A 14,961-nucleotide genomic window follows, 5' to 3' on the forward strand; every position below is an offset into this window, starting at 1 on the left:
CAGGCAAGCCAGCTCCTACAGGGGAATGCAGCTTCGCGCTCTGGTTTTGCTGTTGCTCTGTTTTTGATCTTAGGCGCCCCGTCAAACCACGATGGCCGCAGGCAGGTATTGCGCAGTGGGCACCCCGGCATGGATGCCGGGGTAGCCGCGACACGGCCATGAATGGCCGATCGCGGCGGGCCCACGGAGCAATGCCTGACTGCGGGCATGCCGAGCCTAGGCGAGGCACCGAGTGGTGGGGCAAGAGCGTTTTGCTTACTTTGGCGCTTCTCCAAAGTGAGCCGCCGTAAGGGCGGAACCCTAAGTGGCCGTTACCGCAGCAATGGATATGTACACAAACCGAGAAGAGAGTTGTGTAGATACCTATGGCCATCGCAGGCAAGCCAGTTCCCACACAAGCCACCCCCATTTGGGTTACGGTGATATTTCGCTTTTCTATAGGCAAAAAAAAGCGGCGCACCGACCAAGTGCGCCGCAAACATGCCGTGAAGCACAGCAACAACGATTCAGTAAATCAGATCAATCCAGCAGCGCCAGCGCCTGGGCGGTGACTTCCTGGATGCGCGCCCAGTCGCCGTTCTTGATCCACTCTGGATCAAGCATCCAGCTACCGCCCACACACATCACGTTTTTCAACGCCATGTAGTGTTTGATGTTGGCCGGGCCAACGCCGCCAGTGGGGCAGAATTTCACTTCGCCAAACGGGCCGCCCAGGGCCTTGATGGCCGCTACGCCGCCGCTGACTTCCGCCGGGAACAGCTTGAAGCGGCGATAACCCAGGCCATAGCCTTCCATGATGCCGGAGGCATTGCTGATGCCAGGCAGCAGCGGGATCGGGCTGTCGACACTGGCTTCAAGCAGGTCGCGGGTAATGCCGGGGGTGACGATAAACTGCGAGCCCGCCGCCTCGGCCGCCGCCAGCATGGTGCGATCGAGCACCGTGCCCGCGCCCGTCACCAACTCCGGACGCTGCTCACGCAGGACCTGGATGGCCTTGAGCCCGAACTGCGAACGCAGGGTCACTTCCAGCGCGGTCAAGCCACCCGCCGCCAGGGCATCGGCCAGGGGTAGAATGTCCTGTTCGCGGGCAATGGTGATCACCGGCAGGATCCGCGCCTTGGCGCAGAGGCTGTCGATCAGGGCAACTTTATCCGCCATGGACACGGTCGGGTGAGGGCTTTTCATAGCGGCTGATCCTTGGCTCATGGGCACCAGTAAATCTCTAGAGTAGGTTGCAAAAACGCGCGAATCGGCATGCCGGCAACATCGTCGCCGGCCAGCGCTTCGCTCAGGGTGTGGAGTTTCGAGTCGCCGGCAATCGACAACACTGTGTAGCGGGCACTGGCCAACAGCGCACGACTCATGGTCAGGCGCTGATGGGGCACGCTCGGCGCCAGCATCGGCCAGCACCGGCGCGTGCCATCGGGCTGCAGCGCTTGGGCCAGGTTCGGGCTGTTGGGGAACAACGACGCGGTGTGCCCGTCATCGCCCATGCCCAGCACCAGCACATCGATCGCCGGCAGTTCGGCCAGCAGGCGATCGGCTTGTTCGGCGGCGCCGTCCAGGTTCGCCGCGGCACTGTAGAGGCTCAAAAATCTGGCCTTGGCCGCCGGCCCTTGCAGCAGATGTTTCTTCAGCAGGCCGGCGTTGCTGTCGGCATGTTCCACCGGCACCCAGCGCTCGTCGGCCAGGGTGATAGTCACCTTGGACCAGTCCAGGCCCTGCTTGGCCAGATTCTGGAAAAACGCCACCGGGCTGCGGCCACCGGACACCACCAGGGTGGCTGCGCCACGGGCGCTGATGGCCGCGCGCAGTTGTTCGGCCACGTCATTGGCCAAGCCTTCGGCCAGCAGTACCGGCGTGCGGTACTCATGGGGTGTTACGCCCTGAGGCAGTTGCAAATCAGATATCGCCATACCACGACCTCCCATCCCGCGTGATCAGTGCAATGGAGCTCATCGGCCCCCAGGAACCCGCCGCGTACGGCTTGGGTGCATCACCGGACTTTTTCCACCCGGCGATCAACTGGTCACACCACTTCCACGCGGCTTCGATTTCATCTTTACGCACAAACAGGTTCTGATTGCCGCGCATCACTTCCAGCAACAACCGCTCGTAGGCATCGGGAATCCGCGTGCTACGGTAGGTGTCGGAAAAATTCAGTTGCAGTGGCCCGCTGCGCAGTTGCATGCCCTTGTCCAGGCCCTGCTCCTTGGTCATCACGCGCAAGGAAATCCCTTCGTCCGGTTGCAGGCGGATGATCAGCTTGTTGCTGATCTGCAGGCGCTGCTCGGGGGCGAAGATATAGTGGGACGGTTCCTTGAAGTGGATGACGATCTGCGACAGTTTTTGCGGCATGCGCTTGCCGGTACGCAGGTAGAACGGCACCCCGGCCCAACGCCAGTTGCGGATATCGGCACGCAGGGCAACGAAGGTCTCGGTGTCGCTCTGGGTGTTGGAGTTCTCTTCTTCCAGGTAACCCGGCACCGGCTTGCCGGCGCTGTAGCCAGCGATGTACTGGCCGCGTACCACCTGGGTGGTCAGGCCTTCCGGGCTGATCGGCGCCAGGGCCTTGAGCACCTTGACCTTCTCGTCGCGGATGCTGTCGGCGGACAAGTCGGCCGGCGGGTCCATGGCGATCAGGCAGAGCAGTTGCAACAAATGATTCTGGATCATGTCCCGCAGTTGCCCGGCCTTGTCGAAATAACCCCAGCGGCCTTCGATCCCCACTTGCTCGGCCACAGTGATTTCCACGTGGGAGATGTAGTGCTGGTTCCACTGGGTTTCAAACAGGCTGTTGGCAAAACGCAGGGCGATCAGGTTTTGAACCGTCTCTTTGCCCAGGTAGTGGTCGATGCGGTAGGTGCGGTTTTCCGGGAAAAACTGCGCCACGGCGTCGTTGACCTTGCGCGAGGATTCCAGGTCCGAGCCGATGGGCTTTTCCAGGACCACGCGGGTATTTTCCGCCAGGCCGACCTTGGACAGGTTCTCGCAGATCGCGCCATACACCGCCGCCGGGGTGGCGAAGTAGGCGATCAGGCGTTGTTCGGTGCCGGCCTTGGCGGCCAGGGCCACGTAGTCATCGGCATTCATGAAATCGACGTGCACATACGCCAGGCGCGCCAGGAAGCGCGTGGCCACCGCTTCATCCAGCTCTTGGCCGACGTATTTGCGCAGTTCGTGCTCGATGTGGTCCAGGTGCTGCTGCTCGGAACCGGCTTCGCGGGCCAGGGCCAGGATGCGGGTGTCGGCGTGCAAGAGGCCGGCGCCATCGAGTTGGTAGAGGGCAGGAAATAACTTGCGCAGCGCCAGATCACCCAAGGCGCCAAACAGGGCAAAGGTGCAGGGTTCCACGGTTATCGAAGGCATGATGTTTGTTCTTTTATCAAGTTAAGCTACAAATACCTTTTTTCAAGGCATCACTCAAGGAAAAATGTAGTAATAACCACAACATTTTCCCAAAATACGCATTGCGAGTGGTGGTGTTCAACTACCCTCAGTAGGATAGGCCACCGCCAAGGGCCGCTCGTCGACCTTTTACTGGCCCTTACTTGCATCGTCGCCCGAAGGAAAGACTGAATGGACCGCGTGCGAAATCTTCTGGAACAGATCCGGAACCGCCTCGAAGAATTGAACAAGGCCGAGAAAAAAGTCGCCGAGGTCATCCTGCTCAACCCACAGCAGGCGACCCGCTTCTCGATCGCCGCCCTCGCCCAAGCCGCCTCGGTCAGTGAACCGACGGTCAACCGTTTCTGCCGTTCGTTCGGCGTCAGCGGCTACCCTGAACTGAAACTGCAGCTGGCGCAAAGCCTGGCCAGTGGCGCCGCCTATGTCAGCCGTGCAGTGGAGGCTGATGATAACCCCGAGGCCTACACGCAGAAGATTTTTGGCAGCGCCATTGCCTCATTGGACAGCGCCTGCCAGGCCCTGGACCCGAACCTGATCAGCAAGGCCGTGGACCTGCTGATCCAGGCGCGGCAGATCCACTTCTTCGGCCTCGGTGCCTCGGCACCGGTGGCCATGGATGCCCTGCACAAGTTCTTCCGTTTCAACCTGTCGGTGACGGCCCATGCGGATGTGCTGATGCAACGGATGATTGCTTCGGTGGCGCATACCGGCGAATTGTTCGTGATCATTTCCTACACCGGCCGCACCCGCGAGCTGGTGGAAGTGGCGCGCATCGCCCGGGAAAACGGCGCCTCGGTGCTCGGCGTGACTGCCGAGAACTCGCCACTGGCCAAGGCCAGTACGGTGAGCCTGAACATCCCGTTGCCGGAAGACACCGACATCTATATGCCGATGACCTCGCGGATCATTCAGTTGACGGTGCTGGATGTGCTGGCCACCGGCATGACCTTGCGCCGTGGCGTGGATTTCCAGCCCCATCTGCGCAAGATCAAGGAAAGCTTGAATGACAGCCGGTATCCGGTTGGCGATGAATTCAACTAGGTAGGAATTTCTTCCAGCCATACCGGCCCTATCGCGAGCAAGCCCGCTCCCACAGGCTGACCGTATTCCAAGGGTGGACTCGGTCAACCTGTGGGAGCGGGCTTGCTCGCGAAGACGGCATCAGTAACGCCGCTAAACCCCCGCCCGGGCCTGCAAACTCAAATGCGCCCTCTCCCCCGGCGCCAGGCTGGCCCCGGCCATGGCCGACTCGACACACACAAACCCCGCCGCCTCGTTAAAGCTCACCCCCAGCAACGGCCGGCTGCCCGGATGCCAGACCACCGTGTCGGCACTGTCGCCAGTGTCGATGCACAGTTCGCGCTGCCAGGCGTGGTCCTTGAGCTGCAATTCGCCCTCATGCTGGAACACCCGCTGGCAGCCGCCATCGACGCGCAGCTCACCTTCCTGCTGGCAAACCTGGCGACTCAACTGGTCGTAACCCTGTGCCCCGTCGAGTCCAGACAGCGCTACCTCGCCAACGTTGCCGATCCGCCAATAAGCATGCAACGCATGGCTCAATTGGCACGGCAGCTCGTCCTGGTGCTCGGTGCTCAGGCGCAGCTCCAGGCTTTCGCCCAGGTGCGCATGCAGGTCCACCTGCCAATCGCACAGTTGCAATTGCCAGTGCAGGCGCACGCCGTCGTCGTCGGTGCTGCTGTCCAGCAGTTTCCAGTCAATCAAGCGTGCCCAACCATGGGACGGCCAGGCGTTTTCGCTGGGATGGCGGCCATACCAAGGCCAGCACACCGGCACACCGCCACGGATCGCCCCGACTTGCGGCCACTTTGCCGCGCACCACAGCCATGGCTTCTGGCCTGCGGGTTGGAAGTGCAGCAACTGCGCCCCCTGACGGCTGAACACCGCCTGGCACCGCGGATGATCGATCACCAGCACGTCGCGCATCTGGAAGCGCTCCCAGGCGAATACCGGCTGCTCGCGCAGGGATTTGAAAAAGCGTTGCAGCGGATGCTCATGCATGTGCCACGGTCCTGTAGATCACTATCGCTCACCTCTTGGGTGAACCTGTGGAAGCTGGCTTGCCAGCTCCCACATGAGTTATGCGCACCAACCCAAAAAAAAGCGGATAGCCATGGCTACCCGCAAATGCGCACAGAGAGAAGGAGCTTATCGCAACCGTGTTAGAACACCGACTGAATTTTCAGACCGGCGACCAAGGCGTTGTCGACTTTATCCACGCCACCTGGGTGGGTGACGTATTGCAGGTTGGGACGCACGGTCAACCAGTTGGTCACGTGGAAGCCGTAGTTGATTTCGTAGTTGTACTCGGTGCTGCGCAGTGGCGCATAACCTACCTGGCTGTAATCGGTGAACCCGCCAGCTTCGTTCAACAACTCGGCGTTCTTGCGCACGTCATCGTTGACATGCAGGCGCGCAGCGCCAATGCCCACGTCATCTTTTGGACGCGCATCGAATGGGCCCTTGTACACCAGCATGATCGACTGATAGTTATCGACCGTGTTGGTTTCCTTGTCGTGGAAGGTGGCGTTGGCCGCAATGTTCAGGCCGCGGGATGCGTCGCCGTTATGGGTGGTGAGTTGCTGTTGCGCAACGAACCAGTAGCCCTTTTTGCTGCTGCGGGTACGGTAGTCTGCGCCAGTGGTGGCCGCATTGTCGCCGTTGACGTCTTCACGTACATCGGGAGCATCGGCGGCGCTCTTGTAGTAACCCACACGGTATTCGCCCGGCAGGTTGTTGACCTTCGGCGACCAGACCAACTCCACCGGGATCACTGTACCTTTGGTGCCACTGCCGCTGAGCTTGAAGCCGTTGCCGTGTTCCAGCTGCGAGGGGTTCTGGTTGTACGCACCGATCTGCGCATACAGCTCTGGCGTGATGTTGTACTTCACGCGGATCGCGGCCTGGCTGACCGGCCAGTTGTACCAGGTGTTGACGTAGTTACCCACTTGGGAACCACAGAACGACAGGTTCTGGAAGTCGCACGGGAAGGTATTGAAGTCTTCGCCCTCACCGAAATAACCGAGTTTCACATCCAGCTTGTTGTCGAACATCTGGTGCTGAATCCAGAACTGGGTCAGGCGCACCATATGGCCACGGCCGTACACTTCTTGAGACGAACTCAGGGTGCTTGCACGTGGGTCGCCAATACGGTCATTGGAGATGTTGCGGCCGTTACGGCTGGTCATCTGGATCTTGGCCTGGGTGTTGTCCCAGCCCCAGAGCTTTTGCAGGTCCAGCGCTACGCCGAGGCCGAACTGGTCAGCATAACGACCGGTCTTGTCATCGTTGTAGCCGCCGTGGGCGTTGTAGCCCGCTTCCCCAACGTAGTCGGCCTTGATGTCGATACCCTGCTCGATCAGCTTGGTCCGCTCGCCGCCCCAATCGCCGGTCATCCACTTGGAATCGGCACTGAACGCTTCGTCTGCCATCGCATTGGCAGACAAAACCAGCGCTGCCACTGCTGACAACTGGCAGATCAAGCGAGTGTTGTTATGTTGCTTTTTCATCCCTACATCCTCGTCTTTATTGTTATTAACTGTTTTTATCTAACGCGGTTTACAGCTATTTCCGAAACATCCACATCGAATGTGTGGGAGCGGGCTTGCTCGCGATGGCATCACCGCGGTGTATCTGCAAGTCCGAGTCGCCTGTATCGCGGGCAAGCCTGCTCCCACATTTTGATTTTCAGCGGCCCTTGAATTGGGTCACGTTGTCGGCATGCTGCTGTGCCGGCTGCATAGCTGCGGTGCCCAGGCGTTCGCCGGTCTTGGCGTCGAACAGCAGCACCTTGGCCGGATCGAACTGCAAGGTCAGGCTCTCGCCCACTTGCGGCGCTACGTCCGGCGCCAGGCGGCAGCAGACCTTGGTGTCATTGAGCTGCACGAACACCAGGGTGTCCGGGCCGGTCGGCTCGGTCACCTGGACTTCAGCGCGAATGCTCGGCAGGCCATTGCCCTCGCCGCTGGCCAGGACAATTTGCTCCGGGCGCAGGCCAAGGATCACGTCGCGGTCTTCAAGACCCGCGTCGTTCATGCCCAATGGCAACTCGCAACGCGCCTGGCCGCTGTCGAGCAGGGCCAGCAGGCGGCCTTCCTTGCGTTGCAGGCGCAGGGGGATGAAGTTCATCGGCGGCGAGCCGATAAAGCTCGCCACAAACAGGTTGGCCGGATCGTTGTAGATGTCTTTGGGCGTGCCGAACTGCTGGATGATGCCGTCCTTCATCACCGCCACTTTGTCGCCCAGGGTCATGGCTTCGATCTGGTCGTGGGTCACATAGACCGTGGTGGTTTTCAGGCGTTGGTGCATCAGTTTCATTTCGGTGCGCATCTCGACCCGCAGCTTGGCGTCGAGGTTGGACAGCGGCTCGTCGAACAGGTAGATCTTCGGCCGCCGCGCCAGCGCCCGGCCCATGGCCACGCGCTGTTGCTGGCCACCAGAGAGCTGGCCCGGCTTGCGATTGAGCAGGTGTTCGATCTGCAGCAACTTGGCCACCCGCGCCACTTCCTCGTCGATGGCCGCCTGGCTCATCTTGCGGATCTTCAGGCCGAATTCGATGTTCTCGCGCACGCTCATGGTCGGGTACAGCGCGTAGGACTGGAACACCATGGCGATGTCCCGGTCCTTGGGGCTCATGCCGCTGACGTCCTGGTCACCGATCATGATCGCGCCGCCGCTGATGTTTTCCAGGCCGGCGATGCAGTTCATCAAGGTGGACTTGCCGCAGCCCGAAGGCCCGACGAGGATCAGGAACTCACCGTCCTTGATCGACAGTTCGATGTTCTTCAAGGTGTCCGGCAGGCCGGCACCATAGGTCTTGTTTACGTTGCGAAGTTCGAGCGTAGCCATGATTACCCCTTGACCGCGCCAGCCGTGAGGCCGCGCACGAAATACTTGCCTGCGACCACATAGACCAGCAGGGTCGGCAGCCCGGCGATCATCGCCGCCGCCATATCAACGTTATATTCCTTGGCCCCGGTGCTGGTATTGACCAGGTTGTTCAGCGCCACCGTGATGGGCTGCGAATCACCACTGGAGAACACCACGCCAAACAGGAAGTCGTTCCAGATCTGGGTGAACTGCCAGATCAGGCAGACCATGATGATCGGCGTCGACATCGGCAGGATGATCCGACGGAAGATGGTGAAAAATCCCGCGCCATCCAGGCGCGCAGCCTTGACCAGCGCATCCGGAATGCTCACGTAGTAGTTACGGAAGAACAGCGTGGTAAACGCCAGGCCGTAGACCACGTGCACAAACACCAGGCCAGTGGTGGTGCTGGCCAGGCCCATCTTGCCGAGGGTGAACGAGGCCGGCAGCAAGACGGTCTGGAACGGCAGGAAGCAGCCGAACAACAACAGCCCGAAGAACAACTGCGAACCGCGAAAACGCCACATCGACAGCACGTAGCCGTTCAATGCGCCGATGGTGGTGGAGATCAGCACCGCGGGGATGGTGATCATGAACGAGTTCCAGAAGTACCCGTTCACCGTGGCCCAGGCCTTGACCCAGCCAATCCCGGTAATCACCGTCGGCCAGCTCAGCAGGTTGCCGGTGCTGATGTCTTCCGGGGTCTTGAAGCTGGTCAGCAGCATCACCACCAGCGGCACCAGGTACAGCACCACGGCCAGGATCAGCACCCCATGGATCGCCAGGCGGCTGAAGCTGATGGAAGGTTTGGCGAGACTAGTCATGGCGCTTGGTCCTCAGCTCGGAGTACAGGTAAGGCACGATGATCGCAAGGATCGCGCCGAGCATCAGGATCGCACTGGCCGAGCCCATGCCCATCTGGCCGCGGCTGAAGGTGAAGGAGTACATGAACATCGCCGGCAGGTCGGACGAGTAGCCAGGGCCGCCGGCCGTCATCGCGGCCACCAGGTCGAAGCTCTTGATGGCAATGTGCGCGAGGATCATTACCGCGCTGAAGAACACCGGGCGCAGGCTGGGCAGCACCACGCTCCAGTAGATGCGCGGCAGGCTGGCGCCGTCGATCTGCGCGGCACGGATGATCGATTGATCAACCCCACGCAGGCCGGCGAGGAACATCGCCATGATAAAACCCGAGGCTTGCCATACCGCCGCAATCACCAGGCAATACACCACGCGATCCGGATCGATCAGCCAGTCCAGGCGAAAGCCTTCCCAGCCCCAGTCGCGCAGCAGTTTGTCCAGGCCCATGCCGGGGTTGAGCAGCCATTTCCAGGCGGTACCGGTGACGATCATCGAGAGCGCCATCGGGTACAGGTAGATGGTGCGGATAAAACCTTCGCGACGGATGCGCTGGTCGAGAAATACCGCCAGCAACACGCCGATCACCAGGGTGATGCCGATAAACATGCCGCCGAACAGCGCCAGGTTTTTGCTCGCCACCCACCAGCGGTCGTTGTCGAACAACCGCGCGTATTGCGCAAGGCCCACCCATTTATAGGTGGGCAGGAAGGTGGAGTTGGTGAACGACAGTACGAACGTCCACAGGATGTAGCCATAGAAGCCCACCAGGACGATGAACATGCTCGGGGCCAGCACCAGTTTGGGGAGCCAGCGCTGCAATGCATCGAACGGCGAGGCCTTGCTGAACACAGCAACAGAACTCATGGGGAAATCCAGGGCAGGGAGTAAGGGGCTAACGGATAACCTTGTGGGGGCCGGCTTCATGTGGGCGCTGGCTTGCCTGCGATGGCATCACCTGGGTGTCACTGCTACACCGAGGCGCCTGCATCGCGGGCAAGCCCGCTCCCACACTGAAACCGATTCCCACCCAGGGGTTACTTGGCAGACTTGACCGCTGCGCCAAGTTTCTTGGCGGTGTCGGCCGGGTCGGCTTTCGGGTCGTTGATGAAGTTGGTCACCACATCAAAGAACGCACCCTGTACCGCCAGCGTGGTCGCCATGTTGTGCGCCATGCTCGGCTGCAAGCCACCGGACTTGGCATCCACCAGGAAGTCCTTGGCCGCCGTCTGGGCGCAGCTGTCGAAGCCGTACTTGGCCATATCGCCGAGCATGTCGTTGCGCACCGGGATCGAGCCTTTGTTGATGCTGAAGACCTTCTGGAAGTTCTCGCCCAGCACCACCTTGGCGATGTCCTGCTGACCGGCCGAGGTGCCGGCATCTTTCTGCTTGAACACCGCCAGGGAGTCGATGTTGTAGGTGAAGGCCTTGTCGGTGCCCGGGAAGGCTACGCACTCGTAGTCCTTGCCGGCGACTTTCTTGGCAGCGGTCCATTCGCTCTTGGCCCAGTCACCCATGATCTGCATGCCGGCCTTGCCGTTGATGACTTTGGCGGCTTCCAGGTTCCAGTCCTGGCCCTTGCCGTCGGCATCCATATAGGTGGCGACTTTTTTCAGCTCGGTCAGCGCCTTGACCATGTCGGGGCCGGTCAGGGTCGCGTTGTCGAGGTCGACCAGGGCTTTCTTGTAGCCATCCACGCCCATCACCGAGAGCACTACGGCTTCAAATACCGTGCTGTCCTGCCACGGCTGGCCACCATGGGCGAGCGGGATGAAGCCTGCGGCCTTGAGCTTGTCGCCGGCGGCGTAGAATTCTTCGAGGGTCGTAGGGTTTTTGCTGATGCCGGCTTTCTTGAAGACTTCCGGGTTGATCCACAGCCAGTTGACGCGGTGGATATTCACCGGCACGGCGACGTAATCACCTTCGTACTTCACCGTGTCGGAGACTTTCTTGTCGAGCAGATCGTCCCACTTCTCGGCCTTGGCCACGTCCTTCAAGACATCGGTGTCGAGCAGCCCGGTGGACGCCCATTCCTGGATGTCGGGGCCCTTGATCTGGGCTACGCCTGGCGGGTTGCCGGCGACCGCGCGGCTTTTCAGCACGGTCATCGCAGTGGCGCCACCGCCACCTGCAACGGCCCCGTCTTTCCAGGTAAAACCGTCTTTCTCAACTTGGGCCTTCAGGACATCCACCGCCGCCTTCTCACCGCCCGAGGTCCACCAATGCACAACTTCAACCGTCCCTTTCGAGTCGGCGGCAAATGCACTGAGGGGAAACAACGAGGCAATGGAAATAGCAACGGCGAGGCGATTAATCGCGTTCATCTGAGTACCTTTTTCTTGTTGTTATGCATGCAAGTCTGGAGCTTGCGCTGCATAGGATTCTAAACAGGGATTTTTGCCAGGCACGTAACAAAGGGACGGGCAAATGTCACCACTTGGTGACATAGCAACCGGCCCCCAGCGCACTGGCCATGCTTGGCGATAACGCCAGGCCCGGCAGCAATACGGCCTGCCAGGCATGGTACAGGTCCGGCTTGCCGCCCCAGATCTTGCTGGCGGGCAGGTTTTGCGGGTCGAGTTCGTGGTGCCAACTGCCCTGGACCCGGTCGATCAGGTGGGTTTCACAGAACTCCCAGAACCGCCGGTACCAGACCTCGTAATGCCACTCGCCGGTGCGCTTGAGCAGGGCCTGAGCCGCCGCGCTGGCTTCGGCGTGGGTCCAATGCAGGCGCTCACGCACCACCGGGCGGTAGTGCCAGTCCAGGGTGTAGACCAGGCCCGGGGCCCCATCCACCGCCCAGCCGTATTCACAGGCGCTGGCGAACAAGCCCCTGGCAGCTTCCAGCAACCACTCGGGCGTGACCAGCCCCGCCTGCTGGCGGGCGGCCTCCAGGTGCAGCACCAGGCGCGCCCATTCAAAGCCATGGCCGGGGGTGATGCCGTAGGGGCGAAAGCCATCGGCCGGGTTGTCTTGGTTGTAGCTGTGCAGAGGTTGCCAATGGCGGTCGAAGTGCTCGATCACCATAAACTCATTGGCGCCGGCGTGCTGACGGATCACTCGTTCGACGATGCGCAGCGCCCGCCCCAGCCAGCACGTATCGCCGGTGACATCGGCCAGGGCAAGAAAGGCTTCGGTGGCGTGCATATTACTGTTGGCGCCACGATAGGCTTCTTCGCCGCTCCAGTCCTGGGCGAAGGACTCGAGCATTGCGCCCTCCTCGTCACTCCAGAAATGCTGGTCGATGATCTGGATCGCATCCGTCAGCAGGGCTTGCGCCCCTGGGGCACCCGCGACCACTGCGGAACTGGCGGCCAGGGCGACAAAGGCATGCAGGTAGGCGGCCTTGCCCGTATTGCCGTCACGCGCGCCGGCGACGGCAAACCAGCCGCCATGCTCGGCATCCCGCAACGCGCCGCCGAGGCTGGCCACACCGTGCGCCACCAGCTCGGCATAGCCCGGCAACCCTTGGGCGTGGGCCATGGCGAAGCTGTGGGTCATGCGGGCGGTGTTCATGGTTTCGGCGCAGGCATCGGCGGGCAGGCGACCGTGGTCGTCGAGGTTGCCGAAGCCTTCAGGCAGCCGCGAGGCCTTGGCAAAGCCCAGCAGACGCTGGCCTTCGGCGGCAAGCCAGGCGTGATGGGCAGGTGCGTTCAGCCAACTGCTGGCAGGCAGTGGTTGCATGGTCATGGGTGGCCCTTTTTGTTTTTGTGGGATAACCGCAGTCTAAACAAGGGTCAGGAAGGGGCAGGTAACGAAAGGGCGAGAAAATGTCACCGAATGGTGACATTGGCAGGAGCCGGCAAGCCGGCTCCAACAATCACAATGGCGTCACTGGCCCAGGGGCGTGACCTTGGCCGGCGCGCTCACTTCACGCTGCAGGTTCTGCATCTGGGTCTGCAAGGTCGTGATGTTGCGGGTGGTCTGGATACGGAACACGTCGAACTCTTTGTTCGACGGCCCTTCGGTGGCGGCGCGGTTGTCCAGCTCGCTCTTGATCACCAGCAGGTCCTGCTCCAGGCGCGCAATGGCCGTGGCCGGATTGCCCTGCTTCTTCAAGGCTGCCACCTCCGTGCCCAGTTCCTTGACTTCGGCATTCAACTTGGCGGTTTCGGCCTGGGCGGCCTTGAGGGTGGTCAACTCAGTGACCAGACCCAGGACCTGGGCCTGCAACTGGGTATTGGCGGTGGTCAGTTCGGTGGTGCTGGCACTCATCTGCGCCAGGCGCTTGTCCAGGTCGGTGGCCTGGCCCGCCACGCCCAACTGTTGCTTGCCCTGTTCCAGCAATTGGCTTTCCAACTGCTTGATCTGCAGCTTGAGTGCTTCACTGCCGGTATTGACGTTGGCCTCGCTGGCCACCACCTTGCCGGAAATGTCCTGCAAGCGGCCGGCAGCTTCTTCACTGATGCGCGCAAAGCTTTCCTGGGTCGCTACCAGTTGCTGCCCCATCAGGGAAATCTGCTGGAAACTCCACCAGGCCAGGCCGGCAAAGGCGAACAGCAGCGCGCCGACCAGGGCCCACAACGGCCCGGTGCTGGCGCTCTTGACCTTGACCACCGGCGCCGGGCGCGAGCGGATGGCGGTGGCCGCTGTGGGCACAAAATCATCGTCGTCGCCAACGTCGGCCCGCAGGCTCGGCACGTTGTCAAAGTCGTCTTTAGTATCGTTACGCATGAATCAACCTTGAAATAACTACATAAAAACGGCGGGAGTATAAACCCCAGGCCCATCGCCTTGGTCGAACGGCCAGCGAAAAAACGCTTCGCGGTGTTGCCCAGGCTACTTGGTGCCCGGATCCTGGACCTTCCACCAATGGCAAAACTCATCGAGGGCCGTCCACAGGCTGACCTTGGGCTGATAGTCGAGATAGTGCTGTGCGCGGCTGATATCGAGGGTGAAATCCTTGTTCATCACCTGCATCCCCAGGCGTGACAGCGACGGTTCCGGGCGCCCCGGCCACATCGCGCAACAGGCTTCATTGAGCGCCGCAATGCTGTAGGACAAACCGTAGGAACGGTAACGCGTGACCTGGGGCATTTCCATCTGGCGCATCACGTAGTTGACTACGTCCCACACCGGCACCGGCGTGCCATTGCTGATGTTATAGGCCTTGCCCAGCGCCGATCCGGTGGCCAGCAGGCTGCTGAGCAGCGCCTCGTTGAGGTTGTGCACGCTGGTGAAGTCGACCTTGTTCAGGCCGTCGCCGACGATGGCCAGGCGGTTCTTGCGCTGCATTTTCAACAGGCGCGGGAAGATGCTCATATCACCAGCACCGGTCACAAAGCGCGGGCGCAGGGCCAGCACTTCCAGGCCGAACTCCTGGGCGCCGAAGACTTTCTGCTCGGCCAGGTACTTGGTAGCCGCATACGGGTGCTTGAAGCGCTTGGGCACTTGCTCCTCGGTCAGGCCCAAGTGATCGCGACCATCGAAATAGATCGACGGCGACGACAGGTGCACCAGGCGCCCGACCCGTTGCTTGAGGCAAGCCTCGACCACGTTTTCGGTGACCTGCACATTGCCCTGATGGAAATCCTGGTAACGCCCCCACAACCCCACGGCGCCGGCGCAATGCACCACGGCCTCGACGTCGCGGCACAGGTTGCGTACCAGGTCCGGATCATTCAGATCACCCTGGATAAACTCGGCGCCGCGCCGTACCAGATGCTCGACACCCTCGGCCCGCCGCCCGTTGACCCGCACGTCCAGGCCCTGCTCCAGGGCAAAACGCGCAAAGCGCCCGCCAATGAAGCCGCTTGCGCCGGTGACCAGAATTTTCATGTGTTACCCCGTGTTCTTTCATTTTTCATC

13 protein-coding genes and 1 pseudogene are annotated in these 14,961 nt (G+C 61.2%); 1 reads left to right on the top strand and 13 read right to left on the bottom strand.

Annotated features, from left to right (window positions below):
* Positions 1 to 47: 47 nt before the first annotated feature.
* The 4 genes and pseudogenes from ACSSVH_RS19525 to zwf form a co-directional block, all read right to left on the bottom strand.
* A pseudogene (locus ACSSVH_RS19525) lies at positions 48 to 171 on the bottom strand (nucleoid-structuring protein H-NS); the annotation flags it as partial.
* Between the two features lie 348 nt (positions 172 to 519).
* Complete coding sequence (locus tag ACSSVH_RS19530) at positions 520 to 1,185, bottom strand: bifunctional 4-hydroxy-2-oxoglutarate aldolase/2-dehydro-3-deoxy-phosphogluconate aldolase (protein WP_169955346.1); 666 nt, start codon at positions 1,183 to 1,185, stop codon at positions 520 to 522.
* Positions 1,186 to 1,202: 17 nt separating this feature from the next.
* Positions 1,203 to 1,916: a 6-phosphogluconolactonase gene (gene pgl / locus ACSSVH_RS19535; protein WP_169955347.1), complete on the bottom strand. Its 714-nt coding sequence runs from the start codon at positions 1,914 to 1,916 to the stop codon at positions 1,203 to 1,205.
* Positions 1,903 to 3,369, bottom strand: a complete 1,467-nt coding sequence (gene zwf, locus ACSSVH_RS19540; protein ID WP_170041920.1) for a glucose-6-phosphate dehydrogenase — start codon at positions 3,367 to 3,369, stop codon at positions 1,903 to 1,905. The genes pgl and zwf overlap by 14 nt, the downstream gene beginning before the upstream one ends.
* A gap of 219 nt (positions 3,370 to 3,588) precedes the next feature.
* On the opposite strand from zwf, the gene ACSSVH_RS19545 reads away from it, so the two are divergent.
* Positions 3,589 to 4,449 carry a MurR/RpiR family transcriptional regulator gene (locus tag ACSSVH_RS19545; RefSeq protein WP_169851198.1) on the top strand — a complete coding sequence of 287 codons (861 nt, stop codon included), beginning with the start codon at positions 3,589 to 3,591 and terminating at the stop codon, positions 4,447 to 4,449.
* Between the two features lie 132 nt (positions 4,450 to 4,581).
* On the opposite strand, the gene ACSSVH_RS19550 is transcribed toward ACSSVH_RS19545, so the two are convergent.
* The 9 genes from ACSSVH_RS19550 to ACSSVH_RS19590 form a co-directional block, all read right to left on the bottom strand.
* Positions 4,582 to 5,427: a D-hexose-6-phosphate mutarotase gene (locus ACSSVH_RS19550; protein ID WP_170041919.1), complete on the bottom strand. Its 846-nt coding sequence runs from the start codon at positions 5,425 to 5,427 to the stop codon at positions 4,582 to 4,584.
* 161 nt (positions 5,428 to 5,588) lie between these two features.
* On the bottom strand, positions 5,589 to 6,935 hold the full coding sequence (locus ACSSVH_RS19555) for a carbohydrate porin (protein ID WP_170041918.1): 1,347 nt from the start codon (positions 6,933 to 6,935) through the stop codon (positions 5,589 to 5,591).
* A gap of 178 nt (positions 6,936 to 7,113) precedes the next feature.
* Positions 7,114 to 8,274, bottom strand: a complete 1,161-nt coding sequence (locus ACSSVH_RS19560) for an ABC transporter ATP-binding protein (protein ID WP_169955351.1) — start codon at positions 8,272 to 8,274, stop codon at positions 7,114 to 7,116.
* Between the two features lie 2 nt (positions 8,275 to 8,276).
* Complete coding sequence (locus tag ACSSVH_RS19565) at positions 8,277 to 9,119, bottom strand: carbohydrate ABC transporter permease (protein WP_169955352.1); 843 nt, start codon at positions 9,117 to 9,119, stop codon at positions 8,277 to 8,279.
* A complete protein-coding gene (locus ACSSVH_RS19570; protein ID WP_029296391.1) occupies positions 9,112 to 10,020 on the bottom strand; it encodes a carbohydrate ABC transporter permease in 909 nt (302 codons plus the stop codon). The genes ACSSVH_RS19565 and ACSSVH_RS19570 overlap by 8 nt, the downstream gene beginning before the upstream one ends.
* 170 nt (positions 10,021 to 10,190) lie before the next feature.
* Positions 10,191 to 11,477 (bottom strand): ABC transporter substrate-binding protein, encoded by a 1,287-nt coding sequence (locus tag ACSSVH_RS19575; RefSeq protein WP_169955353.1) that lies wholly within the window; start codon positions 11,475 to 11,477, stop codon positions 10,191 to 10,193.
* Positions 11,478 to 11,583: 106 nt separating this feature from the next.
* Entirely contained in the window at positions 11,584 to 12,843 is a 1,260-nt protein-coding gene (locus tag ACSSVH_RS19580; protein WP_492633624.1) for a D-mannose isomerase, read from the bottom strand.
* A gap of 141 nt (positions 12,844 to 12,984) precedes the next feature.
* A complete protein-coding gene (locus ACSSVH_RS19585) occupies positions 12,985 to 13,827 on the bottom strand; it encodes an ATPase (RefSeq protein WP_169955355.1) in 843 nt (280 codons plus the stop codon).
* Positions 13,828 to 13,932: 105 nt separating this feature from the next.
* Positions 13,933 to 14,931: an NAD-dependent epimerase/dehydratase family protein gene (locus ACSSVH_RS19590; protein ID WP_169955356.1), complete on the bottom strand. Its 999-nt coding sequence runs from the start codon at positions 14,929 to 14,931 to the stop codon at positions 13,933 to 13,935.
* Between the last annotated feature and the right edge of the window lie 30 nt (positions 14,932 to 14,961).

It is taken from the genome of Pseudomonas sp. HC1(2025) (assembly GCF_058742075.1).